General features: G+C 68.9%; 25 protein-coding genes and 1 pseudogene. 15 read left to right on the forward strand and 11 right to left on the reverse strand.

Annotated features, from left to right (window positions below; all coding sequences use genetic code 11):
- Positions 1 to 127 precede the first annotated feature (127 nt).
- From H0U68_RS13435 to H0U68_RS13465, 7 genes are all read left to right on the forward strand, one after another.
- Positions 128 to 1468: an NAD(P)/FAD-dependent oxidoreductase gene (locus H0U68_RS13435; protein WP_296356379.1), complete on the forward strand. Its 1341-nt coding sequence runs from the start codon at positions 128 to 130 to the stop codon at positions 1466 to 1468.
- 156 nt (positions 1469 to 1624) lie between these two features.
- Positions 1625 to 2071 carry a type IV pilin protein gene (locus H0U68_RS13440; RefSeq protein ID WP_296356381.1) on the forward strand — a complete coding sequence of 149 codons (447 nt, stop codon included), beginning with the start codon at positions 1625 to 1627 and terminating at the stop codon, positions 2069 to 2071.
- The gene (locus tag H0U68_RS13445) at positions 2065 to 2556 is read left to right on the forward strand and encodes a GspH/FimT family pseudopilin (RefSeq protein WP_296356383.1); all 492 of its coding nucleotides are present in this window, start codon (positions 2065 to 2067) and stop codon (positions 2554 to 2556) included. Before H0U68_RS13440 ends, H0U68_RS13445 begins: the two co-directional genes overlap by 7 nt.
- Positions 2556 to 3038, forward strand: a complete 483-nt coding sequence (gene pilV, locus H0U68_RS13450) for a type IV pilus modification protein PilV (protein ID WP_296356385.1) — start codon at positions 2556 to 2558, stop codon at positions 3036 to 3038. Before H0U68_RS13445 ends, pilV begins: the two co-directional genes overlap by 1 nt.
- Positions 3035 to 4258 carry a PilW family protein gene (locus H0U68_RS13455; protein ID WP_296356387.1) on the forward strand — a complete coding sequence of 408 codons (1224 nt, stop codon included), beginning with the start codon at positions 3035 to 3037 and terminating at the stop codon, positions 4256 to 4258. Before pilV ends, H0U68_RS13455 begins: the two co-directional genes overlap by 4 nt.
- A gap of 65 nt (positions 4259 to 4323) precedes the next feature.
- Positions 4324 to 4878, forward strand: coding sequence for a hypothetical protein (locus H0U68_RS13460; protein WP_296356389.1), 555 nt, complete (start codon positions 4324 to 4326; stop codon positions 4876 to 4878).
- A 14-nt stretch (positions 4879 to 4892) separates the two neighbouring features.
- On the forward strand, positions 4893 to 8123 hold the full coding sequence (locus tag H0U68_RS13465) for a PilC/PilY family type IV pilus protein (protein ID WP_296356390.1): 3231 nt from the start codon (positions 4893 to 4895) through the stop codon (positions 8121 to 8123).
- 6 nt (positions 8124 to 8129) lie between these two features.
- Here the strand turns inward: H0U68_RS13465 and H0U68_RS13470 are convergent, their stop codons facing one another.
- The 6 genes from H0U68_RS13470 to H0U68_RS13495 all read right to left on the reverse strand — a co-directional run bounded on the left by H0U68_RS13470 (position 8130) and on the right by H0U68_RS13495 (position 14116).
- The gene (locus H0U68_RS13470) at positions 8130 to 8276 is read right to left on the reverse strand and encodes a hypothetical protein (protein WP_296356392.1); all 147 of its coding nucleotides are present in this window, start codon (positions 8274 to 8276) and stop codon (positions 8130 to 8132) included.
- A gap of 64 nt (positions 8277 to 8340) precedes the next feature.
- Positions 8341 to 9375 (reverse strand): NADP-dependent oxidoreductase, encoded by a 1035-nt coding sequence (locus H0U68_RS13475; RefSeq protein WP_296356393.1) that lies wholly within the window; start codon positions 9373 to 9375, stop codon positions 8341 to 8343.
- Between the two features lie 94 nt (positions 9376 to 9469).
- Positions 9470 to 10075, reverse strand: a complete 606-nt coding sequence (locus H0U68_RS13480) for a TetR/AcrR family transcriptional regulator (RefSeq protein WP_296356395.1) — start codon at positions 10073 to 10075, stop codon at positions 9470 to 9472.
- Positions 10076 to 10417: 342 nt separating this feature from the next.
- Complete coding sequence (locus H0U68_RS13485) at positions 10418 to 12124, reverse strand: response regulator (RefSeq protein WP_296356397.1); 1707 nt, start codon at positions 12122 to 12124, stop codon at positions 10418 to 10420.
- The gene (locus H0U68_RS13490) at positions 12124 to 13650 is read right to left on the reverse strand and encodes an ATPase domain-containing protein (protein WP_296356399.1); all 1527 of its coding nucleotides are present in this window, start codon (positions 13648 to 13650) and stop codon (positions 12124 to 12126) included. The genes H0U68_RS13485 and H0U68_RS13490 overlap by 1 nt, the downstream gene beginning before the upstream one ends.
- A gap of 160 nt (positions 13651 to 13810) precedes the next feature.
- Positions 13811 to 14116 (reverse strand): DUF1330 domain-containing protein, encoded by a 306-nt coding sequence (locus H0U68_RS13495; RefSeq protein WP_296356401.1) that lies wholly within the window; start codon positions 14114 to 14116, stop codon positions 13811 to 13813.
- A 75-nt stretch (positions 14117 to 14191) separates the two neighbouring features.
- On the opposite strand from H0U68_RS13495, the gene H0U68_RS13500 reads away from it, so the two are divergent.
- Entirely contained in the window at positions 14192 to 15349 is a 1158-nt protein-coding gene (locus H0U68_RS13500; protein ID WP_296356402.1) for an MFS transporter, read from the forward strand.
- A gap of 10 nt (positions 15350 to 15359) precedes the next feature.
- A complete protein-coding gene (locus H0U68_RS13505) occupies positions 15360 to 16016 on the forward strand; it encodes a cation transporter (RefSeq protein ID WP_296356404.1) in 657 nt (218 codons plus the stop codon).
- Positions 16017 to 16022: 6 nt separating this feature from the next.
- On the opposite strand, the gene H0U68_RS13510 is transcribed toward H0U68_RS13505, so the two are convergent.
- Complete coding sequence (locus H0U68_RS13510; RefSeq protein ID WP_296356406.1) at positions 16023 to 16343, reverse strand: hypothetical protein; 321 nt, start codon at positions 16341 to 16343, stop codon at positions 16023 to 16025.
- Between the two features lie 837 nt (positions 16344 to 17180).
- On the opposite strand from H0U68_RS13510, the pseudogene H0U68_RS24390 reads away from it, so the two are divergent.
- From H0U68_RS24390 to H0U68_RS13535, 5 genes and pseudogenes are all read left to right on the forward strand, one after another.
- Positions 17181 to 17369 (forward strand): annotated as a pseudogene (locus tag H0U68_RS24390) (DUF411 domain-containing protein); the annotation flags it as partial.
- A gap of 143 nt (positions 17370 to 17512) precedes the next feature.
- Positions 17513 to 17572: a hypothetical protein gene (locus tag H0U68_RS24395; protein WP_365731625.1), complete on the forward strand. Its 60-nt coding sequence runs from the start codon at positions 17513 to 17515 to the stop codon at positions 17570 to 17572.
- 75 nt (positions 17573 to 17647) lie between these two features.
- Complete coding sequence (locus H0U68_RS13525; protein WP_296356409.1) at positions 17648 to 18544, forward strand: MBL fold metallo-hydrolase; 897 nt, start codon at positions 17648 to 17650, stop codon at positions 18542 to 18544.
- An 8-nt stretch (positions 18545 to 18552) separates the two neighbouring features.
- Complete coding sequence (locus H0U68_RS13530; RefSeq protein WP_296356412.1) at positions 18553 to 19530, forward strand: P1 family peptidase; 978 nt, start codon at positions 18553 to 18555, stop codon at positions 19528 to 19530.
- A 5-nt stretch (positions 19531 to 19535) separates the two neighbouring features.
- Positions 19536 to 20855, forward strand: coding sequence for a TAXI family TRAP transporter solute-binding subunit (locus tag H0U68_RS13535; protein WP_296356414.1), 1320 nt, complete (start codon positions 19536 to 19538; stop codon positions 20853 to 20855).
- Positions 20856 to 20860: 5 nt separating this feature from the next.
- Here the strand turns inward: H0U68_RS13535 and H0U68_RS13540 are convergent, their stop codons facing one another.
- The 3 genes from H0U68_RS13540 to H0U68_RS13550 form a co-directional block, all read right to left on the reverse strand.
- Positions 20861 to 21724, reverse strand: coding sequence for a transglycosylase SLT domain-containing protein (locus tag H0U68_RS13540; RefSeq protein WP_296356416.1), 864 nt, complete (start codon positions 21722 to 21724; stop codon positions 20861 to 20863).
- A gap of 198 nt (positions 21725 to 21922) precedes the next feature.
- The gene (locus H0U68_RS13545) at positions 21923 to 24472 is read right to left on the reverse strand and encodes a transglycosylase domain-containing protein (RefSeq protein ID WP_296356418.1); all 2550 of its coding nucleotides are present in this window, start codon (positions 24470 to 24472) and stop codon (positions 21923 to 21925) included.
- A 121-nt stretch (positions 24473 to 24593) separates the two neighbouring features.
- On the reverse strand, positions 24594 to 25157 hold the full coding sequence (locus tag H0U68_RS13550; RefSeq protein ID WP_296356421.1) for a DUF4142 domain-containing protein: 564 nt from the start codon (positions 25155 to 25157) through the stop codon (positions 24594 to 24596).
- Between the two features lie 105 nt (positions 25158 to 25262).
- Between H0U68_RS13550 and H0U68_RS13555 the strand changes: the two genes are divergently transcribed.
- A complete protein-coding gene (locus H0U68_RS13555; RefSeq protein ID WP_296356423.1) occupies positions 25263 to 25595 on the forward strand; it encodes a hypothetical protein in 333 nt (110 codons plus the stop codon).
- 100 nt (positions 25596 to 25695) lie between these two features.
- On the opposite strand, the gene H0U68_RS13560 is transcribed toward H0U68_RS13555, so the two are convergent.
- A partial coding sequence (locus tag H0U68_RS13560) for a DUF1631 family protein (protein WP_296356425.1) occupies positions 25696 to 26346 on the reverse strand: 651 nt, incomplete at its 5' end.

Raw genomic sequence — 26346 nt, forward strand, 5'->3', positions numbered from 1 at the left:
CCAGGGCAGACGCCCGCGAGCGTGATCCCGGAGCCTGGCCCACCCCGGCCGCCGGCCGCTGCCACCCAAGCAACGAACAAAGACCCCCGCCAACCCGCCCCGCAGCACCCTCGCATAATCCCCAGCCATGGCGACACAGAACAACAACAAGCCCCGGGTCGTGATCGTCGGCGCCGGCTTCGGCGGACTCGAAGCCACGCGTGCACTGGCCGGTGCCGATGTCGGCATCACCCTCGTCGACAAGACCAACCACCACCTGTTCCAGCCGCTGCTCTACCAGGTCGCCACCGCCGGGCTCTCGGCGCCGGCCATCGCCGCACCGGTCCGCCACCTGTTCCGCACGCAGGCCAATGTCACCTCGCTGCTGGGCGACGTCACCGCCATCGACGCGCGGGCCAGGACCGTGCTGCTGAAGGACGGCGGCGTGCTCCCCTACGACCACCTGATCGTCGCGGCCGGCGCCACGCACAGCTACTTCGGGCACGACGAATGGGCGGCGCACGCGCCCGGCCTGAAGACGCTGGAGGATGCCTTCGAGATCCGCCGGCGCATCCTGCTGGCCTTCGAGCAGGCGGAACGGGAAACCGATGCCGAGCGGCGCGCCGCCTGGCTCACCTTCGTGGTGATCGGCGGCGGCCCGACCGGCGTGGAGATGGCCGGCACGCTGGCCGAGATCGCGCGCGACACCCTGCCCGGCGAGTTCCGGCACATCGACCCGGCCAAGGCGCGCGTGCTGCTGGTCGAAGGCGGACCACGCGTGCTGGCCGCCATGCCGGAATCATTGAGCGAGAGCGCGCGCAGGCAGCTCGAAAAGCTGGGCGTAGAGGTGCGCACCGGCGCGCGCGTGACCGGCATCGATGGCTCCGGTGTGGAGGTGTCCGTTCCAGCGCCGGCAGGTGGCTCTGGCGACAGCAGCAGCAACTACCGCATCGGCACGCACTGCGTGGTGTGGGCGGCCGGCGTGGCGGCTTCGCCCCTCGGCCGCCATCTGGCCGAGGCAACCGCTTGTCCGCTGGACCGTGCCGGTCGTCTGCTCGTGGAGCCGGATCTCGGCTTGCCCGGCCACCCCGAAATCAGCGTCGTCGGCGATCTGGCGGCCGCCAAAAGCCATGCCCCGGGCCAGGAACCCAAGCCGGTTCCCGGCGTTTCGCCCGCGGCCAAGCAGATGGGGCGGCATGCGGCCACCATGGTGCTGTGCCGCATTGCCGGGCTGCCTACGGAGCCGTTCCGCTACCGCGACTACGGCAACCTCGCCACCATCGGCCGCAACAGCGCGGTGGTGGACATCGCCTCGCCTCTCGGCCCGCTGCGCTTCACCGGTTTTCCGGCGTGGCTGTTCTGGCTGTTCGCGCACATCTACTTCCTCATCGGATTTCGCAACCGGATCGTGGTTCTGATCGATTGGGCATCGGCATATTGGAGCAAGCAAAGATATGCACGCGTGGTGTCCGATATCGAGCCACGCTGAGGGGGAATTTTTTTGAATGGGCTTAATTCCCATTCAAACCCACCACTCCCGCGGACACGGTGAAATATCCCTGCAATGGTTTAAGTTCCCATTTGACGTGACTCAGCAGCTCTCCCAAACTTCTTTCGCATCAATGCGGTGTGAAGGAAGTTTGGGATGCAGTTTCCAGTGGGTTCGCGAACAAGGCTGCACGGTTTCACGTTGATCGAGCTGATGATCGTCGTCGGCATCATCGGCATCATCGCGGCATTCGTCTATCCGGCGTATGGCGACCATGTCCGGCGCGGCAAGATCGCCGAGGCCCTCGGTGAGCTGAGCACCGTGCGCGTGCGGCTGGAACAGTACTACCAGGACAACCGCAACTACGGCTCCACCGCCAGCACCTGCGGCGTGGCCATGCCGTCCACGACCTCATTCAGCTTCAGCTGCAGCTGGGGCTCGACCAGCAACTCGCAGACTTTCGTGGCCACGGCCGCCGGCAGCGGTGCGATGACCGGCTTCGCCTACACGGTGGACGACGCCAACGCGCAGCGGACCACCCAATTCTTCGGCGCCACCGCCACCGACACCTGCTGGCTGCGCAAGAAGGGCGACACATGCTGAGGCGCGCGCGCGGCATGACCCTGGTGGAGCTGCTGGTGGTGATGGCCATCGCGGCCATCGGCACCAAGCTGGCCGCGCCCGGCATCGCGCAGCTGCTGGCGAACTACAAGGTCCGCGGCGTCGCGGAGGCAATCGTCTCCGGGCTGAATTTCGCGCGCGGAGAGGCCGCGAGGCGCAACTCGCCGGTGAGCTTTGCGCTTGCCACCGACGGCGGCTGGACGATCCAGCAGGTGTCGACTTCCTCGACGCTGCTCTCGCGTTCCGCCGCCGACCTTGCCGGCGCCACAGTGGCTTCCAGCTCCTCGGCCACCTCGGTGACGTTCGTTGCCACCGGGCTGGTGCAGTCGGGCACGCAAATGACCCAGGTGAACATCTCCAGCCCGGCGAGCAACACCCAGACGCGGCGCATCAACATCTTCGGCGGCGGGCTGATCCGCATGTGCGACCCGGGCGTGACCACCGCTTCCGACCCGAGGAAATGCTGATGCACGCACACCACGCGAGGACCGCCGCGCCACGCAAGGCACAAGGAGGCTTCACACTGATCGAGGTGCTGGTTTCAGTGCTGCTGTTCTCCATCGGCATCCTCGGTGCGGTCGGCATGCAGGCCCGTGCGATCCGGATGTCCACCGATGCGCAGCAGCGCGCCGAGGCCGCCTTCCTGGCCGACCAGCTGCTCGCGCGCCTGCTGATCTCCAACAAGTCGACGTCCTCCACTTTCAACCACTACGCCACCGTGGGGGCGACCTGTGCGCCCGGCGGTTCGGCTTCGACCAACGCTGTCGTCACCGAATGGCTGGCCGACGTGACGGCGACGCTGCCGCGCGCGCAGGCCGACGAACAGCAGGTCATCGTGTCGGGCGGCAGCACGCCGCCCGACGAAGTGACCATCCGCCTGTGCTGGAAGAACGGCGAGAGCGACACGCCGCACGTGCTCGAAGTCAGCAACCGGGTGCAATGGCCATGAACAACCCGCGTCTGTCCGCGTCTCCCCGCGCGCGCCGGCATGCCAGGGGCATGTCGCTGATCGAGCTGATGATCGCCGGAACCATCGGCTTGCTCGTGGTGCTGGCCGTCACCGGTTCGGTGATGACCATGGGGCGGCAGTTCTCCATCCTCGGCTCCAACGCCACGGCGCAAAGCAGCGCGCAGATCGGCATTTCGCTGATCGATGCGGCCGGCCGCGCCGCGGGCGCCGGCTTCTACAACAACGGAAAGTCGATCTGTTCCACCTGGAACGCCTACAACGGAACGGCCGTGGTTGCGGACAACGGCGTGCTGATGCCCGTGCGCATCACGGCTGGCGCAAGCGGCACGGTGTCCGACACCATCACCTTCACCGCTGGCGGAGGCTCCCACCCGCTGTCGTCGCTGCCGGTGCTGGAAGCCGCGTCCGGGAATTCGATCAAGGTCACCGATGCAGGCAACATCGCCGCCGGCGACCTGGCGGTGATTGGCGTGCCTGGCTCCACCACGGTGCCGTGCACGCTGTTCCAGGTCATCGGCGCGCCGACCACGGCGGCGTCCTGCGGCGGCAACGCGCCCTCGTGCCGCGTGCTGGTGCGCAACCCCAACAACGGGTTGAATCCCAATCCGACCGACTTCACCACCACCCCCACCTACGGCTACGACACGGCGGGTTCCACGGTGGGACCGGCGGTGGTAAGCCGCATCGGCACCTCCGCTGGCGGCTTCCGGCAGGACGCCTTCGCCGTGCAGTGCAACGCGCTTGTGCGCTACAACGCCTTCACCACCACGACAGTGCCCGCCTGCACGGCCAACCCGCTCGCTTTCGGCACCGGCGTGGACGCGGTCGCCACCGACATCGTGATGCTGCAGGCACAGTACGGCATCAGCGCCAGCGCGGCCGACAACGTCGTTGCCAGCTGGGTGGAGCCCACCGGAACCTGGGCCTCGCCGGCCGCGGGCGACGTGGCGCGCATCAAGGCCATTCGCGTGGTGCTGGTGGCCCGCTCCCGCGACGCCGAAGGCACGCAGATCAGCGCGCCGTGCACCAACGCGGCCAGCGTCGCCAACACCGGCCCCTGCTCGTTCCAGGACGCGGCAGCGCCGGTCATCGACCTGAGCGGCCTGGCGCTGCCCACCGGCAAGACCTGGCGCAACTACCGCTACCGCGTGCACAAGGCGGTGATTCCCCTTCGCAACGTGATCTGGAGCAATTCATGAGCCGGCCCGTTCGTCGCGGCGTACAGGCGCGCACGCCTGGCATGCGGGGAGCACGCCAGCGAGGCATGGTGTTGATCGTCGTGCTGGTGGTGCTGATGATCATCATGGTCGCAGGCATGGGCGCCATGCGGGCGGCCGACACCGGCAACGTCATTTCGGGAAATTTCACTTTCCAGCAGGCTTCCGCGCAGGCATCCGACCGTGCGATCACGGATGCGATGTCGGTGATCGCCAACCGCGTGGCGGGCGACGCCGGCAACACGGACGTGGCGAACCAGTACATCTCCGTGGTGTCCAGCTCCGTCGATTCGCGGGGCATTCCCAACTCCGTCACCTGGGCCAGCGTGCCGTGCGTCGACGAAAAAGGCGGTGCGATCGCCGACTGCGCGGCCGACAGCGGCAACTACCGCGTGCAGTACGTGGTCGAGCGCATGTGCTCGGCCAATCCGACGCTGACCGACATCGCGGACATCCGAGCCAAATGCGAATACGACGCCAGCGCCTCGGCCATGGCACCCAACAGCATCGGCGTGCACTACCGGGTGCTGATCCGGGTGCGCGGCCCGCGCGGCACCGAGAACTGGTACGAGGCCGTGGTGAGCGGCCCGGCTTCCACCTGAAGAAAGAGCAACCCATGCCCGAGCACAAACCCTTCAACGCGCTGCGCGGCACGGCCCTTCTCGCCGCCACCGCGCTTGCCTGCGGGCTGGTCCTCGCGCAGAAGATCGACGACGTGCCGCCGGCGGTGAAGAACAACGTCGCGCCGAACTTCATGTTCATGATCGACAAGTCCGGCTCGATGCTCAACATCGTGCCGACGACGCCCTATTCGGCGAACGGAACCTACCAGACAAGCTGCTCCGGGACCTCCCTGATTCCCGGCGGCGCCAGCATCGATCTGTATGTCGTGAGCGGCGAGCCGCGCATCCGGTACAGCGGCACCACCTATACCCACAGCACCGTCACCGGCACCCAGCCGGCGCGCTGCTTCAACAACAGCGCCACCTACAGCGCACAGCTTTTGGCCGATGGCAGCTCGGGCAGCACCCGGTCGCCCAGCGGCGGCTACACCCCCACGGACTACTCGGGCCACTTTCTCAACTGGTATTTCGGCAACTACGGCGGCCCGGTCACCGGCTGGACGGACCGCAAGCTCCTGACCAGCGGCACGGTGCAGACGCGCATGGAAATCGCGCGCACCTCGGCCAAGAACGCCATCGACGTGTTGCCGCTGCCGCCAGCCACCGGTGCGTCGGCCGCCGTGCGCGTGGGCCTGTCCACCTATAGCTCGAACGGCGGTGCGCTCAAGGTGGCGATGGGCGACCTCACATCGGCCAAGCGAACCACCATCAAGAACAGCATCGACACGCTGAGCGCGAGCGGCTACACGCCGCTGGCCACCACCTTCGCCGACATCGCGCGCTACATGTCCACCGGCTACAACGGCAACGTGGCCACGGCGAACGACGCGAGCGTCAACATCGACACCCTGCTGCGCATCGACGGCACCGACAACACGGCACGCGATGCCTGCCTGTCCGGCGCGCCCTCGTGCAGCAACACCAACTCGGCCAAGCCGATCCAGTACTGGTGCCAGCGCACCGCGCTGTTCGCCGTCACCGACGGGCGGCCCAACCTCGACCGCGGCTTCAACAACAACACGTACATCCGCGACTATGACCGCGATTGCAGCGGCTCCAACGCGTCGACCTGCACGTCCAGCGGCGCCGCCGGCTCCTGGGACCGCAAGGCAGCGCGCACGTACGAGGCCTTCGGATCCGACTACATGGACGACGTGGCCAAGCTGATGTACGACGTGGACTGGCGGCCCGACCTCACCAAGCCCACTCCGGTTCCACCGGCCACCGCGGCGAAGAACAACATCACCACCTACATGATCGGCTTCGCCGACCCCGAGGTGCAGAACGACCCGCTGCTGATCAACACGGCACGCCAGGGCGGCGGCAAGTTCATCGCGGCCGGCGACGGGCCTTCCTTGCAGGTCGCGTTCCAGCAGGTGATCGCCGACGCGCTGGCCAAGGACGCGGCCTCGGCCGCCGTGACGGTGACCAGCGCGCGCATCACCGCCGGCAGCGTGGGCTACGAATCGAGCTACAACTCAGGCAGCTGGTATGGCGACCTGGAGGCCTATTCGCTGGACCTCAGCACCGGGCTGCGCAACGGCGCGGTGCAGTGGTCGTTCCGCGACCGCCTCGAAGCGCAGTCCAGCCGCTTCATCGCCTCGTACAACGGCACCACGGGCGTGGGCTTCACCACCGGCAACGGCGCTGGCTTCCGCACCACCGCCGCGACCCTGACCGACGGCGTGATCGACTACACGCGCGGCGTGCGCACCGGCGAAGGCACGACCTACCGGCAGCGCAATTACCTGCTGGGCGACATCGTCAATGCCGAAGCCGTGGTGGTGAATTACGCCACCGGCGCGGTGGTCTACCAGGCTGCCAACGACGGCATGCTGCACGCCATCGACGGCCGGATCGGGGCCGGCGTCACCACCCGCGGGCAGGAGCTTTGGGCGTATGTGCCGCGGCTGGTGCACGGCAAGCTCGCGGACCGGGCCAGCACCACCGTTGAACACCAGTACCTGGTGGACAGCACGCCCGCCGTCGCGCAGATCAACACCGGCAGCATCGCGCAGATCCTGGTCGGCGGCCTGGGCAAGGGTGGCGCCGGCTACTACGCGCTCGACATCACCTCCGGCACGGCCGCCAACGAAGCAGCCGCCGCCAGCAAGGTCCTGTGGGAATTCAAGCCCACCAACATGGGCTATTCCTTCGGCACACCGCTGATCGTCAACACGGCCGCGGGCTGGCGCGTGGTGCTCGCCTCGGGCCTGCGCAACGACACCGCCTCCGGCGGCCTTGGCGGCGACGGACGGGGCCACGTGTGGCTGGTCAATCCGGCGAACGGCAGCGTGGACAAGGAGTTCATCACGCCTGTCGGCTTCGGTGGCGCTTCCGCCTCGCTCGGCCTCGCGCATCTGGGCAAGCAAGCCAATGCGGCCGATGACGCGGTGGTGCGCTACGTGTATGCAGGCGACCTGCAGGGCAACGTGTGGCGCTTCGATCTGGACGCCGCGACCCTGAGCGCGCCGGCGCGCATTGCGGCCCTCGCTTCGGGGGCCGGCACGGCCCAGCCGGTGACCTCGGTGCCCGTCGTGAACCCGGTGAGCGGCAACGCGTCCAAGTTCTTCGTCTATGTCGGCACCGGCCAGTACTTTTCCGTGGACGACGTGCCGGGAACCGCGGCGCCCAATACCTACGCCACCCAGAGCGAAACCATCTACGGCATCGTGGACGACACCACGGTGGCGAGCCCCAGCCTGCCCAACATCCGCCGCAGCAACGGCAGCACCTGCCCTGCCAATGGCGGGGACGGAGACTTCGTCTGCCAGTTGGCCACGCAGGCCGCGCCGCCGCGGGGCGACGTCACCGCCACGCACACCAGCGTGGACCTTGCCGCCAAGCGGGGGTGGTACATCGACATCCCGATCGCAAACGCCCGGGTGTACACGCAAGGCAAACTCTCCCCCCGTGGAACACTGGTCATGGCGATCAACGTGCCGACCAACCAGATCTGCAACCCGGGCGGCTACTCGATGGCGTTCTACCTGGACGCGTTGACCGGTGGCGCCGTGGCAAGGTTCGTCGGCGGCAACACCTACTACAGCGCCGGCGAGTTCCTGGCGGACGCGCTGTCCAGCCGGCCGGAATTGATCATTACCTCGACCGGCACACGTGCCTTGTTCCGCTTGGGCGACAAGACGACGCAAAGCAAGCTGGTCCCCGAGACGGAAACCACCGCCGCGACGTTCAAGCGCGTCTACAAGCGCGCCCTGAACTGAGCAGCCTCAAGGCGGATCCAGCCCGGCCCCGCAGATCTGGCAGAAGTTCGCTTCCGCGCCGTAGCCCGAAGCGCCGCAGCCCGAGCACCTGCGCCACAGGCCGGGCGCACCGGGCGGCCGCGCATGGTGGTCCGGCATGGTCGTCGAATCCAACGGCGCTCTCTTGGGCAAGGTCGCGGCACCTGCCGCGCCGCGATCTTGGCACAAGCGCCCCGGCTCAGGCGCCGCTGACGCGCACCACCAGCTTGCCGAAATTGCGCCCCTGCAGCAGGCCGATGAAGGCCGCGGGTGCGTTCTCCAGCCCGTCGACGACGTCTTCGCGCAGCTTCACCTGCCCCGCGGCGAGCCAGCGCTCCATGTCGCGCCGGAACGCGTCGAAACGCCCGGCGTAATGGTCGAGGATGATGAGGCCCTCCATGCGCACGCGCTTTTGCAGCAGCGTGGACAGCAGTGCCGGCAGGCGGTTCGGCCCGGCGGGCAGCGCATCGTCGTTGTAGTGCGCGATGAAGCCGCACACCGGCACGCGCGCGCCGACGTTGAGCAGCGGCAGCACCGCGTCGAGCACCGCGCCGCCGACGCTCTCGAAGTACACGTCGATGCCATCGAGGCAGGCGGCGGCGAGGCGCTCGGCGAATTGCGGGCCGTGCCGGTCGATGCAGGCGTCGAAGCCGAGTTCTTCCACCGCGTGGCGGCACTTGTCCGCACCGCCGGCAACGCCGACCACGCGCGCGCCCTTCAGCCTGGCGATCTGCCCGACCACCGAGCCGACCGCGCCGGTCGCCGCGCCCACCACCACCGTCTCTCCCGCCTTTGGCTGGCCGATGTCGAGCAAGCCCACGTAGGCGGTGAACGCCGGCATGCCGAGCCCGCCCAGCGCCAGCGAGGGCTGCGCCAAGTCGCCGAGCGGCGTCAGGCTGTCGCCGTCCAGTGCGGCGTAGTCCTGCCAGCCCGCCCGGCCCAGCACCAGGTCGCCGGCACCGAACCGCGGATACCGGGACGCGACGACGCGGCCGACGGTGCCGCCGGCCATGGGCTCGCCCAGCCGAACCGAATGCGCGTACACCGGCCCGGCCTCGTCCATCAGGTTGCGCAGGCCGGGGTCGAGCGAGAGGACCAGCGTGCGCACCAGCACCTGGCCGTCAGCCGGCGTGGGAATCGGCGCTTCCTCCAGGCGGAAATCCTGCGGCGTTGGCAGGCCGCGCGGACGCGCGGTGAGGAGGAGGCGGCGGTTGGTGGAATCGCTTTGAGGCAAGGAAGGCTCCTGTGGTTGTTGAATTGATTTATTAGACCGGTCGTCTAGAAACAAGGCGTCAAAAAGGCGGGACTGCATGTCGCATGTCCCGCCTTCAGGCAGCTTGCGTGGCGATCCCCAGCACCTGCCGCGTGTCCGCCATGGCGGCGTCCAGCGCCGCGCGGCTGCGGGAGATCTTGGCGATCAGGCTGGCACCCAGCCACGTCTGGTACAGCGTGCCGGCGACCGCCTTCGCGTCCGGCATGGCAGGCAGCGAGTTATCCACCCAGCCGGCCTCGATGCAGCGCGCCAGGCGCTCGGTGATGCCGCCCGTGCCGCGCTCCAGCGCCGTGCGCATGCTTTCCGACAGGTCGCAGACCTCGGCACCCAGCTTCACCACGAAGCAGCGGCTCTGCGCGTCGTCGCCGGTCTGCGAATCCAGCCAGTCCTGGAAGTAGGCGATGAGCCGCTCGGACGCCGGGCCCGGTTGCGCCAGCATCTCGTCCATGCGCGCCAGGTACTCGGCGAAATAGGCTTCCAGCACCGCCTCGCCGAAGGCTTCCTTGGAGCCAAAGTAATGGTAGAACGAGCCCTTCGGTACCCGCGCCGCGGCCAGCACCTCGGCCAGGCCGACGCCGGTAAAACCCTTGCGCAGCAGCAGCGGCCGCGCAACATCGAGGATGTGCTGGCGGACGTCGGGAATCGCGGCGGTCGGAGACATGGGACCGGACTCTAGCAGCAACTAGACCGGTCGTCTAGAAACTCCAGACGACCCTGGCGGCGGCGTGGATCTGGGGCGACCGCAGGCTGCACCAGGACCGGCCCAGCCTGCGCCACACGGCCACCAGCTACCTCATCCACCATGGCGCGGCCATGTTCTTGGCGTGCTGCATGCGCGCGCCTGGAACGGCCGCGAACAGCGGATGCAGCCCGGCCCGGCGCTGGCCGGCGCGGCCGCCACATCGGCCATTGCCTGCTTCGTGGATTCAAGCTGACACCGGCTGCTTCGCGCTAGGCCTGGCGGCCGGCAGCATCTGGGCGGCGCGGCGCAATGGCGCCCCGCTCATCCAGCGCTGAGGGCGCTCAGTTTTTCGCGCGAGCTTTCAAGCGCGCCATTGACGGCGTCGCCCAGTGCGGCGATGTCGAACGGCTTGCGCAGGATCGCCAGCTTGCCCGCCAGCCGCTCCACCGCCGCCATGTCGGCATAGCCGGTGGCCAGGATCACCGGCAGCTCGCCCACCAGCTGGCGCGCGCGCGAAATCACTTCGGCGCCGGTCATGTCGGGCATGGCGTAGTCCACCACCATCAAATCGGGCTTGGACGCGGCAACCGCTTCCAAGCCTTCATTGCCATTGGCGGCTTCCGTCACGCGGTAGCCGATGAGGCTCAGGCACTCCACGATCACGCGCCGCACGTCGGGGTCGTCTTCCACCACCAGGATGTGCGAGGCCTTGGCCGGCTCGGGCACCGCCGGCGCCTGCGCTTGCGCCTCTGGCATCGGCTCGGCATCGCCGGGGACGGTTGGAAACACAAGCTCCACGATGGTGCCCTTGCCGACTTCGCTCTTCACGTAGGCCAGTCCGCCGGACTGCCGCGCGAAGCCATAAACCTGACTCAGGCCCAGGCCGGTGCCCTGGCCGAGCGGCTTGGTGGTGAAGAAGGGGTCGAACACCTTGGGCAGCAGCTGCTGCGGAATGCCGTTGCCGGTGTCGCTCACGCGCACCACCACGCAGTGGCCGGCCCGCAGTTCCTGCTCGGCCTCGCGGTCCTCGCCACAGGTGGAAATGGTGAGCTTGCCGCCATCGGGCATGGCGTCGCGCGAGTTGGCCGCGAGATTCAGCACAGCCATCTCGAGCTGGCTCGGGTCCAGCACCACAGCCGCCGGGTTCTCGCACAGGTCCAGCTCGACTTCCACGCCGGAGCCGACCGAGATCTCGATCAGGTCCTTCATGCCCACCAGCAGCTGGTTGACGTTGGTCGGCTTGGGCACCAGCGACTGACTGCGCGCGAACGACAGCAGCTGGCCGGTCAGACGCGCACCGCGCCGCGCCGCGCTCTTGGCGCGCTCCACCACCGGCTTGACCTTCTCGTCATTCGCATAGAGCGAGACGAGTTCCAGGTTCATGTTCACCACGTGCAGCAGGTTGTTGAAGTCGTGCGCGATGCCGCCCGTGAGCCGGCCGATGGCTTCCATCTTCTGCACCTGCGTCAGCGCCGCCTGCGCGCGCTCGCGCTCGGCGATCTCCTTCATCAGCCGGTCGTTGGCCGACGCGAGTTCGCGCGTGCGCATGAGAATGCGGTTTTCCAGCTCTTCGTTCAGGTGCTCCAGCGCGTTGCGCGTGCGCCCCAGCTCCTGCAGGTGCTCGCGCGTGACGTACTGGCGCTTGCGGGCGCGCACCGCCGACTCGGCCGCGCTTGCCAGCGTCTCGGCGTTGAGCGGCCGCTCCAGCAGGATCAGGTTGCCCAGGCTGTGCAGCGAATCGAAATCCTTGATGGGCCGCCGGCCCTCGCGGCGCGCGGCCAGCACCACGAAGGGAAAGTCGGACCACGGCGGCTGGTTATGCAGCCAGTCGAGCAGCTGCGCGTTGGCCAGCAGCTCGGGCAGGCATTCCTCGGTGAGGATGGCGCCGGCGGCGCCTTCCTGCAGCGCGGCAACCAGTTCGCCCTGGGTGCTGCATGCGTACGAGTCGGTGCCCTGTGCCTGCAGCACAGTGCGCACCACGGCTGCGTCGCGCCCCCGCGGCGCGAAAATGAGTACGCGCAACTCCACTAGGCGCGCTCCTTCTTGTTGTCGTTCTTCTCGCCCAGCAGCGGCAGCTGGCCGCGGTACACCGTGGCGCCAACCAGCACGCCCTCGAAATCGGTCAATGCCTGGCCCAGCTCGACGCCGGTCGGGCCCAGGCGGAATTCGCGGATGCTCTGCTCGTGCGCGCTGAAGCGGCTTTTCACCGTGGACATCGCCTTCAGCAGGTTGCCGCGCGCCTCGAAATAACGGAACAGCAGGATGCCGTCGCTCAGGTAGCTCATGTCCACGTCGCTGCGCAACTCGCCCATGAGCCCGTGCTGGCCCATGATCAGCAGGGTGACGATGTTGCGGTGGTTCAGGTAGGTGAGCAGCTCGTGCATTTGCAGCAGCAGGAACTTGCCGCCGGGCATGGCGTGCAGGTAGGCGTTCAGGCTGTCGATCACCACCACGTGCGCGCCGTCGTCCTCCACCGACTGCCGCACCATTTGCGCGAACTCACCGGGCGACACCTCGGCCGGGTCGAGCTGCACCACCTTCAGCTGACCGTCGCGCATGTACGGCTGCACGTCCAGCCCGAGCGCGCGCGAACGCAGCAGCAGCGATGACAGGCCTTCGTCGAACAGGTAGTAGGCGGCCTTCTCGCCGCGCATCAGGGCCGCGCGCACGCAGGCGATGGCGGTGGTGGTCTTGCCGACGCCCGACGGGCCGACGAACAGCATGTTGCTGCCGCGCGTGACGCCGCCGCCCATCAGCGTGTCCAGCTTGGGAACGCCGGTGCTCACCGTCGTGCTGTCGGACATGACCCGGTGCTCGGCCGCGACCAGCCGCGGGAACACGAACAGGCCGCCGGTGTCGAGGTTGAAATCGTGGTCGCCGCCGCGGTACTTGATGCCGCGCATCTTGATCAGCCGCAGCCGCCGGCGCTCGGGACCGTATTGGTCGGTGACCTGCTCCAGCGCGATCACGCCGTGCGCGATGCTGCGCATCTGCAACTCGCTTTCGGTGGCCGAGCGGTCGTCCAGCAGCAGCACGGTGCAGGCGTGGGTGGCGAAGAATTTTTTCAGCGCCAGCACCTGGCGGCGGTAGCGCAGCGGGTTCTGTGCCAGCAGGCGCATCTCCGACAGGCTGTCGAACACCACGCGTTTGGGCTTCAGCCGCTCCACAACGGCCATGACGCCGTTGACGGTTTCGCCCAGCTCGATCTCGGACGGATGCAGGATGGACTGTTCGGCCTCCGGACCCAGGCCTTCGTTGCTCACCAGCTCGAACACCTCGATGCCGTCCAGCGACCAGCCGTGCGAGGCGGCGATGGTATGCAGCTCTTCGGAGGTTTCAGAGAGGGTGACGTAGAGGCCGGGAGTGCCGCCGTCGGCGCCGTTGCGCAGGAACTGCAGCCCCAGCGTGGTCTTGCCGGAGCCCGGATTGCCTTCGATCAGGTAGAGGTGGCTGACCGGCAGGCCACCACCCAGCACGGCGTCCAGTCCGGCGATGCCGGTGGAAACCCGTTCCTGGACGGGAAGATTCAGCGAAGAAGCGGCGTTCGGTTTCATCCAGTGCGCGGACACGCGCCCGAAATGGGCGTTGCCATCGGACTCTAACGTCGCTGGCTTAGCTCGTGTGTAGGTCGGAGCCGACATTGCGGCGACACCACGCCGCACCTCTGCCGGCTGTGAAAATCCCCCACCTTGCGGGGCCCGCTGAGTCCGGCGCTCAGGACGGCTGCGGTCCTTCGTAGCCTTCGATGACCAGGATCTCGGCGACGGCCGCGCCCATGCGCAGATCGCGCGCGGCCTGGTAGCCCGCGCTGTTCCAGCAGTCCAGCGCCGCCTGGTAGCTCGGGAACTCGATCACCACGTTGCGCTGGCGGGCCGTGCCTTCACCCGCATGGAACTGGCCGCCGCGCACCAGGAAGCGCGCGCCGTGCGCCGCGAACGGCGCCGCGTTGGCGGCGATGTAGGCCTTGTATTTCTCCTCGTCGCCGACGTCGACGCGGCCGATCCAGTAACCCTTGGGCATGGCTGTCTCCTTGTGATGTGCGGGCAAAGTGTAGTCCGGCGCACGCACCCGGCGCGGCCGGGCACAATCGCGCCCATGCCGCCCTTGCTCTACCTGTTCGCGCTGACCAATCTCGTGATCGGCACCGGTGCCTTCGTGCTTACCGGCATCCTGGTGCCGATGTCCGATTCGCTCGGCGTCAGCGTGGCCGCCGCCGGCCAGGCCATGACCGTTTATGCGCTGTCGGCCGCCCTGCTCGCGCCGCTGCTGGTGGTGGCCACCGGCGGCTGGCCGCGCAAGCGCGCCATGCTGTTCGCCCTTGCCCTGTTCGCGATGGGCTGCGTGCTGAGCGCGCTTGCGCCATCGCTGGGCATGCTGCTGGTCGGCCGGGTGCTGATGGGCGCGGGCTCGGTATTCTCCGCCCTGGCCTCGGGCGTGGTGGTCGCCATCGTCGACGCGCCGCGGCGCGGCCGCGCGCTGTCCATCAATTTCCTGGGCATCAGCCTGAGCTACGCCGTCGGCCTGCCGCTGGGCACCTGGCTCGGGTTCGGCTTCGGCTGGCGCACGCCGGTGTGGCTGGTCGCCGCCTGCTGCGTGCCGATGGCGCTGCTGCTGGTGGCGCTGCTGCCCGCGCGCATCGAGGCACCGGGCATCGCCTTTCGCGGCCTGCGCCAGGCGGCCGCGCAGCCGGCGGTGCAGCGCGTGTGGGCGCGCACCCTGCTGTACTTCATCGCCATCTTCAGCGTGTTCGCGTACTGCGGCCCGGTGCTGCAGGCGCTGAACGACCTGACGCCCACGCAGCTGTCGCTGGTGCTGGTGAGCTTCGGCCTCTCGGGCGTGGCCGGCACCATCGTGGGCGGCTGGGCGGCCGACCGCTTCGGGCCGACCCGCAGCATGCGCATGCAGCTGCTGGCGCTCACCGCCACGATGGTGGTGGTGCCCTTCACGCAGGGCCACCTCGCGCTGTCCATCCTGGTGTTCGTGGTGTGGGGCGTTGCCGGCTTCGGCATGATGGCGCCGCAGCAGCTGCTGCTGGCATCGGCCGCGCCGCAGCAGGCGCCGATGCTCATGAGCCTGAACGGCTCCATGCTCTACGTGGGCACGGCGCTGGGCGCGGCGATCAGCGGCGCCTTCATCGGCTCGCTCGGGTTCGCGCGGCTGTCGTGGGTGGGCGTGCCGTTCGCCTGCCTGGCGCTGGCCACGCTGTGGATGGGCCAGCGCCGGCCGGTCGCCGTGGCGACGCCGAGCGCCTGAGGGCAGTTGCATGGGATTTCCGCACCACCACGGTTCCGATGGCCATGGCCATGCCGGCCACCATCACCACGACCACGGACTGGCCGCCGACGGCCAGCCGATTCCGCCCGGCTACCGCCGCGTGCTTTGGATCGCGCTGCTGGTAAACGCGGCGATGTTCGGCATCGAGATCGCCTCGGGCCTGTCGTCGGGTTCGGTGTCGCTGCTGGCCGACGCCATCGATTTCTTCGGCGATGCGGCCAACTACGCGCTGTCGCTCGCCGTGCTGTCCATGGCGACCGTGTGGCGCTCGCGCGCGGCGCTGGTCAAGGCCGCCAGCATGATGTTGTTCGCGCTGCTGGTGCTGGCACGCGCCGCATGGGCAGTGACAGGCGGCAGCCCGCCCGAGCCGCTCACCATGGGCGTGGTGGGAACGCTTGCGCTGGCCGCGAACGTGGGTGTTGCGGCGCTGCTCTATGCTTTTCGGGAGGGAGACGCGAACATGCGCAGCGTGTGGCTGTGCTCGCGCAACGACGCGATCGGCAACGTGGCCGTGCTGCTGGCCGCGGCGGGGGTGTTCGGTACAGGCACTGCATGGCCGGACCTGGGAGTGGCCGCCATCATGGCGGCCTTGGCATTCGCGGGCGGCTGGGCCGTGTGGGGCCAGGCGCGCCGCGAATTGCGCTGACGAAGATCAGCGGCCGGTGAACAGCTTGGCGAAGATGAAGCCGACCGCGAAGGCCGTGCCCAACGCCGCCAGCGGATTGGCGCGCACTTGCTCGCGTGCCATGTCGCCGTATTCCTGCTGCAGGCCCATCACCTTCTCGCTGCCCATGCCCAGCTTCTGCTCGAGCGTGTCCACGGCTTCGTGCACCTTCTGCGCGAAGCGGCGCACGGTGGTGTCGCTGGTATCGCTATCGGCGCTGAAGCCGGACGCGCCGCTGCTGAAGCTGGAGGTGCTGCTGCCGGATTCGCCACTGGTGGGGAAGGGGCTCTGCGATGTTTCACCGTTCATGGATGGTTCCTCTTTTAAGTGGATTTCACGGACACACCGGCACCGCCGGCGAACACCTTGACTGTAGAAAGCCCAGGGATGCAAGGTTGTCGGTGAAGGCTCGTCAGCAGCGTAGGACTTTTCCTTCCATCAACTCGGCCTTTGTGACGCGGCTATGATTTCCCTCATGCGCCGGCCACGCGCATTCGGACGCAATGCCCATGCCGGCGCGCAGTTGCCGGATGCCGGCTGCAACACCTGCGCAAGCTGCCAGGTTTGTTCCTCGGTTGCCTCGGCTTCGACCTGCCCGCGGCCGGTAATCGAGTTCCGCCACCCACCGCCCGCCGCTCAGTTGCTGCATTTCGCCAGCGCCGAGCTGCGCCTGGGCTGCAAGCCGCCCATTTCCTGATCTCCCCACCCGAAGTGCGTCCGCAATCGGCGACATCGCCGCATTGCGCCCCTGCCCGTTCGTGTTCCGGAGATCGTTGTGAAGTTTTTTGCCATCGCGGCGCTTGCCGCCGCATCGCTGGCCCAGGCCCAGCCGCGCCCGCCTGAGCGCTCCGTGTTCGAGGACACGCCGCGCGGCGTGGAGACGCGGCGTGAAAGCCAATGCCGAGGTCGGCCGCTTTCCGCACGGCCATGCCGACTGGCCGAAGTGGGAAGAAGCGCAGAACGCGCAAGGTCCGCGCGCCCCGCATCCGCCGCCCGCGGGCGTTGAAGGAGTGGACATGCACCTGCGCCACTTCGCCCGAAGCGCTGCGCGCCGATGTGCGGCAGCTGACCCAGGACCGCCCCGGCGTCGCCCAGCCAAGCGCCGGCGACACCGTGCAGGCGCTGCTGGCCCGCCGGCCGATGGATGCCGACACCGCGGTGCGCATCGCGCTGAAGGACCGGCCGCAGGCCGTCGGCCTCGCGGTGCCCGGCATGCCGGTCGGCGCGCCTGGCATGGACGGCGCCGCGTACGGCGGCCGCCGCGACGCTTACGACGTGCTGCTGGTGTCCAGATCGGCCGAGGCGCGCGTCTTCACTTCGTACAACAAGACATGAAAATCCGCCACGTTTCCACTTTCATCCTCGCCGCCGCACTCGCTCCGGCAAGATCACGCTCAAGCACGGCGAGATCAAGAACCTGGACATGCCGCCGATGACCATCGGTCTTCATCGCAAAGGACCCTGCCCTGCTCGACAAGGTGCAGGTCGGCGACAAGGTGCGCTTCCACGTCGAAAGGAAGGCGCGCAGTACACGGTGACCGAGCTGGAAGCGCAGCCCTGAGCGGGCCGGCCGCGGCTTTGCTCTATGCTGCACCGCCAAGGAGGTCCATGGCATGCAGGACTTTGCGCGCTTCGGCGCGGTAACCGTCCATTTCGGCGGCAGGCAGGGCAAGTACCCGGACGGCAACCAGGTGATCGTGCAGGGCGGCGAGATGCGCGTTGCGTTCGACACGCCGCTCGTGTCCAACCGCATCGGCCCCGCGTTCGACGGCGTCGATCTGGTCGTGCTCGGCCACGTGCACGAGGACCACATGGCGGGACTGCACCGCGTGCCCGACGCGCCGGTGCAGGTGCACGAGGCCGACCTCGCGGCTTGCCAGTCGTGGGACGGGCTCAGCCGCCACTACGGCTATCCGGCGCAAGTGCTCGCGGCCTTGAAGCCCATGCTGGAGGCCGACTTCCACTACCACCCGCGCCCCGACGCCACCGGCTACGCCGATGGCGCCAGCTGGGACCTCGGCGGCGGCGTGCGGGTGCGCGCGCACCACATGCCGGGCCACACCTCGGGCCATTGCGTGCTGCTGGAGGAAAGCGAGGGCGCGGCCTTCATTGGCGACATCGACCTGTCCGGGTTCGGGCCGTACTACGGCGACGCGACCTCGTCGCTCGCGCAGTTCCGCCGCACGCTGAAAGCCGTCGCCCGGCTGGATGCGAAGGTCTGGATCACCTCCCACCACAAGGGCGCCGTGACCGACCGCGCCGAGTTCCTACGCGAACTCGCGCGCTTCGCCGCGCGGATCGACGAGCGCAGCGACCAGCTGTGCGCCATGCTGGCGGAGAGGCCGCACAGCCTGGACGCGCTGGTGAAGAGGCGCCTGCTCTATCCGGCGCAAGCCACCCTGCCCTACATCGACTGCGCCGAGCGCAACACCATCCGCATGCACCTGGACGAGCTGCTCGCGCAAGGGCGCGTGCGCGCACTCGACGACGGCAGCTTCGCCCTTCCATAATGCCGCCGATGCATTCCTCCATCACCGACGTCGCCGGCATCGAGGTCGGCCACTTCAGCGACACGCGGCGGCACACCGGCTGCACGGTGGTGCTGGCGCGCGGCGGCGCGGTCGGCGGCGTCGATGTGCGCGGCGCGGCGCCCGGCACGCGCGAGACCGACCTGCTGGATCCCACCAACACCGTGGACCGCGTGCATGCCGTCATGCTGGCCGGCGGCAGCGCCTGGGGGCTGGACGCCGCCGGCGGCGCGATGCGCTGGCTGGGCGAGCACGGCATCGGCCTGCCCGTGGGCCGCACGCACGTGCCCATCGTTCCCGCGGCCGTGCTGTTCGACCTGTACCTGGGCGACCTGTCGGTGCGCCCCGATGCCGACGCCGGCTACGCCGCCTGCGCCGCGGCGTCGGCCGATGCACCGGCCGAGGGCAACGTCGGTGCCGGCAGCGGCGCCCTGGTCGGCAAGATCTTCGGCATGGAACGCGCGATGAAGGGCGGCATCGGCACGGCCTCGGTGCGCGTGCGCGGCATCACGGTGGGCGCGCTGGTCGCCTGCAACGCGCTGGGCGACGTGATTGACCCCGCCACCGGGCGCGTGCTGGCCGGCGCGCGCACGGCCGACGGCAGCGCCCTGCTCGATGCCCGCCGCGCGATGCTCGACGGCGAAGTGCCGACGCGCGTCGCGCCCGGCAGCAACACCAGCATCGGCGTGATCGCCACCGACGCGGTGCTCACCAAGGCCGAGGCCTCCCGCCTGGCCACCGTCGGCCACGACGGGTTCGCCCGCAGCATCAACCCGGCCCACACGCCGCTGGACGGCGACGCGCTGTTCGCGCTGGCCACCGGGCGCGCCGGTACCGCCATCGACATGATGACGCTGTGCACGCTGGCCGCCGAGGTGGTGGCGCTGGCCACCGTGCGCGCGGTGACGCAGGCACGCGGCATCGAGGCCGACGGCGTGCGCATTCCCGCCGCCCGCGACCTGCCTTGAACGCCATGCCGCAAGCACTGCGCCACACGCTGCTGTCGCTGCGCGACCTGCTGATCTCCGCCGGGCCGGTGGCCCTGCTGGCCGCCACGCTGCTGGTGCTGGCCTACCTGTGGCTGGACCCCACGCCGCCCAGGCGCGTGCGGCTGGCCACCGGCCCGGCGCAGAGCGCCTACGACGAATTCGGCCAGCGCTACAAGAAGGCGCTGGAGGCGAACGGCATCGAGGTGGTGCTGGTGCCCAGCGAAGGCTCGTCGGCCAACCTGCAGCTGCTGCGCGACGCCAGCGCCGATCTCGGCTTCGTGCAGGGCGGCAGCAGCGACCGCGCCACCAACGAGGAGAGCGGCATCCAGTCGCTGGGCAGCCTGTTCGTCGAGCCGGTGTGGCTGTTCTACCGCGAGGACGCGGTCAAGAAGGGCACGCCGCGCGGCACGCTGACCTCGGTGGCGCAGCTGCGCGGCCTGCGCGTCAACGTCGGTACGGCCGGCAGCGGCGTGCCGCTGCTGATGGACAAGCTGTTCGAGGCCAACAAGGTGGAGCGCGGCGAATTGCGCCTGTCGCGGCTGGAGCAGACGCCGGCCACGGTGGCTTTCCTTGCGGGCGAGCTGGATGCGCTGGTGTTCGCCTCGGCGCCCGAATCGCTGATGGTGCAGATGCTGCTGCAGACGCCCGGCGTGAAGCTGCTGGACATCGCGCAGGGCGAAGCCTATTCGCGCCGCTTCCCGTTCCTGACGCCGGTGACGCTGCCGCGCGGCGTGGTGGACCTGGCGCGCGACATGCCGCCGGCGGACGTGCACCTGGTGGCGACCACCACGGCATTGCTGACCCGGCAGGGCACGCACCCGGCGCTGCTGCAGCTGTTCGCGCAGGCGGCGCGCGACCTGCACGGCCCGGCCGGATGGTTCAACCGCGCGGGCACCTTCCCGTCCACCGAGCAGAGCGAATACCCGGTCTCGCGCGAAGCCGAGCGCGTGATCCGCAACGGCCCGGCGTTCCTGCAGCGCTGGCTGTCGTTCTGGGTGGCCAACCTGGTCGAGCGCATGTGGCTGGTGCTGGGCATCATCCTGGCGGCGCTGCTGCCGCTGTCGCGCGTCGTGCCGCCGCTGTACGAATTCCGCATCCGCTCGCGCGTGTTCCGCTGGTACGGGCAGCTGCGCGAGATCGAGCACCGCATGGAAGCCGAGCCCGGCAACACGCAGGCGCTTCTCAAGGAGCTCGATGCGCTGGACGCCAACGCCGGGCACATCGCCGTGCCGCTGTCGTACGCGGACGAGCTCTACGCGCTGCGCAACAACATCCAGGCGGTCAAGCGCCGCGTGGCTGCCTGACTCCCTCAGGAGCCGTGGGCGCTGGTCTTGGTGTAGCCGACGGTGGTGGCGCCGCTGGCGCCCGTGCCGTAGTGCTGGATGATCTGCAGCTGCGCGGCCAGGTAGGTGGCTTCGCGCGCGCCGATCTGGCTGTTGGCGATGTGGCGGCGCGTTTCCACCGGCATGCGCTCGGTGTTCTCGCCATTCCACTTGGCGCGGCCCTTGCTGGACAGGTTGTAGTAGATCGACACGCCTTCGCGCAGCTTCTCGGCGCGCTCCTCGGGCGTGAGCTTCAGGCCTTCGATACGGTTGGCGCTCCAGGTGGCGGCCTGCTTCAGATGCAGCGCCGCGGCGTGCACGGCTTCCACCGGGTCGTTGGGGTCCTGCAGGCCCAGTGCGCGCGCGGTGGCCGGCTCGAACTGCGCCAAGCCGTAGCTGAGCGTGCCGTTCTTGCCCACGCCGGTGCGCGGCAGCCACGAGGTCTCGGCGTTGATGACGCCGTACACGTCCTCGAAGCCCAGGCCCACTTCGCTCAGGCCCACGCTCTTGGCCGCAGCCTGCACCAGCAGCAGGCGCGAGGCCTTGTCGGGTGTCTGCACTTCGGTGTTGCCGTGCTTGACCGTCTTCCAGCGGATCTGCCCGCGCAGCCAGTTGTAGGACGTGTTGATCGCGCTCACGGTGCTGCTGAGTTTGGACGCCGCGCTGGTGCCGGTGGTCATCGCGGCCTTTGCCGCGACGGCGGGCGCGCTCAGCGCCAGGGCTTGCCGCGCCATGGCCGGCACGAACTGCGTGACGCGCGCGGCCTGCTCGCGCAGGGAGGACACACGGAACGCCGAAACGTCGGGCATGGAACTCTTCAGGCCGGCGGCGGCAACGAGGCAAATCAGCATCGCGGCAGGGCCGAAAGAGAGTCGATCACTCAAGCTGAACATGGGTCCCCTTCTTGTAGGAAGTCTCCTAGGGACCTGTAGGACGCGCTTAAAGTTCACCCGCTGAAACACTCTCGCGGAAACGCCTGCTCCTCATCCAGGCGCAGGCCGCATCTGCGCTGCATCTGGGCAAAAGTAACGAAGCGTCTTTTTTATTTACTACTCAGTTTGCGGCGCTGTAGGAGAGCCGGTCGCAGTACCGCTTGTTTCCTGCTGCTGGGCAGGCGCGTCCGCTGAGCTCGAGCGAGAAGGCGGCGCATCGATGGTGATGGTGCGCATGCTTCCCGCCGGTATTGTTGTGTCACGCGGCGGCATCACGATGACTGGTGCATTGCCGCTGTAGCGTGTCTGCGGCTGAGTTTGCACCACGCTGTTGCCGACGCCGCCATTCGGCCCGGACACCACCACGCTGCCGCCCGGGGAAACGGGCGAGCCGGATTGCTGAGCCTCGGCTTCAGGCAGGCGCATCGGCTCGGGCTGGCGCACGTCGGGCACGGTGATCACCTGCGGCTGCGGCACGCCAGCCGTCATCGGGTCGCCCGGCATGGGCGCGCCGCTGCCATTGTTGGTCACGCTGTTCCACCACTCGCCCACGCGGCCCCACATGTCGCCGCCGGCGCCAGGCTGCGCGCGCACCGGTGTCGCAAAGCGCGCATCGGCGTCCAGCGTCTTGGCGCTGAAGGACTGCTGCAGGAAGTCGCCCACGATGTGCAGCGCGTTGTGCGCGCCCTGCCCCCAGGGGTCGCGCAGCGTCACGCGGTTGTCGTTGAAGCCCATCCACGCGCCGGTTACCAGGTGCGGGTGCATGGCGATGAACCAGCCGTCGGTGTTGTCCTGGGTGGTGCCGGTCTTGGCCGCGATGTCGGCCTTGATGCCGAAGCGGCTGCGCAGGCCCACGCCCGTGCCCTTGTCCACCACGCCGCGCAGCACGTCCACCAGCGTCAGCGCCGCCTCGCTGGACAGCGCACGCTCGCCGCTGCCTGGCTGGAACTCTTCCAGCACGCGCTGCTGACGGTCCTCCACGCGCATCACGAACGAAGGCGCGATGTAGCTGCCGCCGTTGGCGATGGTGCCGAAGGCGCTCACCATCTCGCGCAGCGTGACGGGGCTGGTGCCCAGCGCCAGCGAGGGCACGGCATCCAGCTTGCTTTGGCGCACGCCCATGGCCTGGGCGAGCTGCGCCACGCGCGCGGGCCCGACCTGCTGCATCAGCTGCGCAGTAACGGTGTTCTTGGAAAACGCCAGGCCATCGCGCAGCGACATTGGCTGGTTGGTCGGCGGCTCCACGTCGGTGGGACGCCAGACCTGGCTGCGGTCGATGCGGATTTCCACCGGCGCATCCATGAACACCTGGTCGGGGCTGATGCCCTGCTCGAACGCGGCGCCGTACACGAAGGGCTTGAAGGTGGAGCCGGGCTGGCGGCGCGCCTGCTGCACGTGGTCGAACTGGTCCTGCTGGAAGTCACGGCTGCCGACCCAGGCGCGCACCTGGCCGGTGCCGGGGTCGAGCGCCAGGAAGCCGGCCTGCACCTGCGTCTTGGCGCGCCACAGCGCCTGCATGAAGGCAGCGTCGGCGGTGATCTTCTTCAGCGCCGCCTCGTCGTCCAGGCCGGAGTCGCGCGCCGTGCGGTAGTCGGCCGTCTCACGCACGAATACGTCGGCCATGCGGCGGTTGGCGGTCCAGCTGCCGTAGGCGGCGGTGGCCAGCTGCTGGATCTTGTCGGCCTGCCGCTCGACCGCCTGGTTGGCCACGGCCTGCAGGCGCGAATCGATGGTAGTGCGCACCACCAGGCCGTCGGTGTAGATGTCGTAGCCGTTGCGGTCGGCCCATTCGATCAGCCAGCGGCGCACCGCCTGCGCCAGATGCGGCGCGGGGCCCAGCGCCTCGGGCTGCTGGCGTTCGAAGTCCAGCTTCAGCGGCTTCTTGCGCAGTTCCTCCAGCTTGCCGGGCGCGATCTTGTCGGCGCGCGCCATCTGCGCCAGCACGATGTTGCGCCGCTCCAGCGCGCGCTCGGGGTTGAGCACCGGGTTGTAGTAACTGGTGCCCTTGAGCATGCCGACCAGCGTGGCGGCCTCCAGCACGTCGAGCTGGCGCGCGCTTTTGTCGAAATAGGTGCGCGCCGCCATCTCGATGCCCCAGGCGTTGTAGAGGAAGGGCACGGTGTTGAGGTAGGTCTCGAGAATTTCCTTCTTCGAGTAAACCGCCTCGATCTTGACGGCCGTGATCGCTTCCTTGAGCTTGCGCGTGATGGTGGGCGCGCGGCCGATGTCTTCGGGATAAAGGTTGCGCGCGAGCTGCTGCGTGAGCGTGGAGCCGCCCTGGCGCGTGCCGCGCACGGTGTTGACCAGGGCGCCCGCCGTGCGGCGCAGGTCCAGGCCGTGGTGTTGGTAGAAGCGCTTGTCCTCGGTGGCGACCAGCGCTTCCACCACGTCGGGGGACATGTCCTCCAGCTTCACCCAGTCGCGGTTGGCGCGCTTGAAGCTCGCCAGCTCCTTGCCGTCGGCCGAGAGCACGATGGTGGGCTGCTCGGACTTGGCCTTCTTCAGGTCGGCGATAGCCGGCGTGAACGGGATCAGCGCCAGCACGTACAGCAGCGCGAGGACCGGAAGCACCGCGATGCTGACGATGGGATGGCGCCGGATGGCGGCGCCTGCGCGCCGCAGCCCGGCGCCGCTTGCGAGGGCGAGGGAGCGCGCCGACGCTTTCATTGAATTCACAGGTCCGGTCATGGTGCACGCAATCTAGGGCCGCGCTTACCCATGAGCTGTAGGACTTCGGCGCGATGCGACAGGGGGTATGCCGTACCCCCCGTCCTGCGCCTCGCGCGCGTCAGCCCGCCATGCGTCCGGCGAGCGCCTGCGCCGCCTGCAGGTGGCTGCGCAGCGTGGGCAGCGTCTTGGCGAACCAGGCCTTCAGGTCCGGGTCGGCCGCATCGCGCGCCGCGCGCTCGAACAGCGCGATGTCGCTCTGGTGGTCGCCCAGGCCCACGGTGCGGATGTACTCGCGGTCCAGCTCCGGCCCGGAGAGCGCCTGCATGCGCGCCAGCTTGGCCTGCTTGTCGGCCGGCATGCTGGCCGGCGGCTGGAAGTTCTTGACCTTGAAAATCCCCATCAGCTGGTCGTTGGCGGCCGTATGGTGCGCGACCAGCATCTGCGCGTAGCCCTGGACCTGCGGATCGGCGGCGCGTGCCGCGGCGATGCGCGACACCTCGACTTCGTACAGCCCGCCACCGGCGGCCTGCGTGGCGAACTCGCGGTCGGTGGTGCTGAAATGGCTGGCGGCGCCCACCGGCGCGGGCGCGGCGCCCATGCCGGTGGACATGGTGGCCGCGCAGCCGGCGGACAGCACGGTGGCGACGGCCAGCGGAATGGCAAGCAGGGTGGCTTTCTTCATGGGGAATTCCTTCTGGTGACTGCAAATCGGATATCAGAAGGATTCGGCAGCGTGCCGAAGCGGCCCCGTCAGGCGCCACGGATCGAGGGCGTAGGACAATGCCCAATGCCTCGCGCACATGGTCACCACTACCACGTGTACGTCGTCGAACTGGCGGACGCGGTGTGGAGCAACGCGCGCTTTCGCCGCGCCAACTCGGACTACGAACTGGGCAAGCCCTTCGTGTACGTCGGCATGACCGGGCTGGACCCCGACGTGCGCTTCGACAAGCACAAGGCCGGCATCCAGGCCAACCGCTTCGTGCAGGAGCACGGCCTGCGCCTGCGCCCCGACCTCTACGCCGTATACAACCCCATGCCGTACCGCGCCGCCTGCGAGATGGAGGTGGAGCTGGGCATCGCCTTACGGGAAGCTGGCTACGGGGTGTGGCAGGCGTAGCATGCGGGTCATTCACCGCAGAGGCGCAGAGAGCACAGAGGGCCGCAGAGGAACAACAATTTCTCTGCGCCTCTGCGGTGAAGGCTGTTGGAGAGGGGGTTCAGGATTTCTGTTCCGCGCTGTTGCGCAACGCCGCCTGCGCCACCGCATCGAGCGCGCCGTCCACAACGGCCTGGTCGGACACGCGGCGCACGGTGCCGTTGGCCAGCATTTTTTCCAGCAGCCGGCGCGTCATCGACTGCGTCTTGCCGGAAGCATGCGTGAACATGCACAGCGTGCCGTGCGGGCTGGCCCATGTGAGCTGCCAGCGCGCCCAGGCGCCGTCGAACATCTCGATCCAGGCACCCGGCTTCAGGCCGAGTTCCGCCGCGGGCATGCCGCCCTCGGCGCCGCCTTCTCCGGCCTCCTGCGACGCCGGCTGCGGCACTGTGTGGCTGAAGCCCACGTCGGTCGGCTGGAACAGCGGCTTGGGCAGCGCCGACGGCCGGGTGTGGATGAAGCCCGAGTGCTGCGCCTCGGTCGGCGCCAGCCAGGCGGTGTCCTCGTCGTTGGCGGCGAATTGCGCGTCCAGCTCCTCGCGGCTGAACACGCCCGGCGCCGGCTCGCGCGCGCCCGGCTGCAGCACCTCGCGGTGCAGCGCGCCCAGGTGGTCCAGCACGCGGCGGATCTGCGTGTGCGGAAAGTCGACGCTCTGCAGGCCGCGCTCGATGCGTTCGGCCAGCTGCGGCGCCAGGCGCGCCAGCCGCGCGGG

It is taken from the genome of Ramlibacter sp. (genome assembly GCF_013697775.1).
Classification (GTDB): Bacteria; Pseudomonadota; Gammaproteobacteria; order Burkholderiales; family Burkholderiaceae_C; genus Ramlibacter.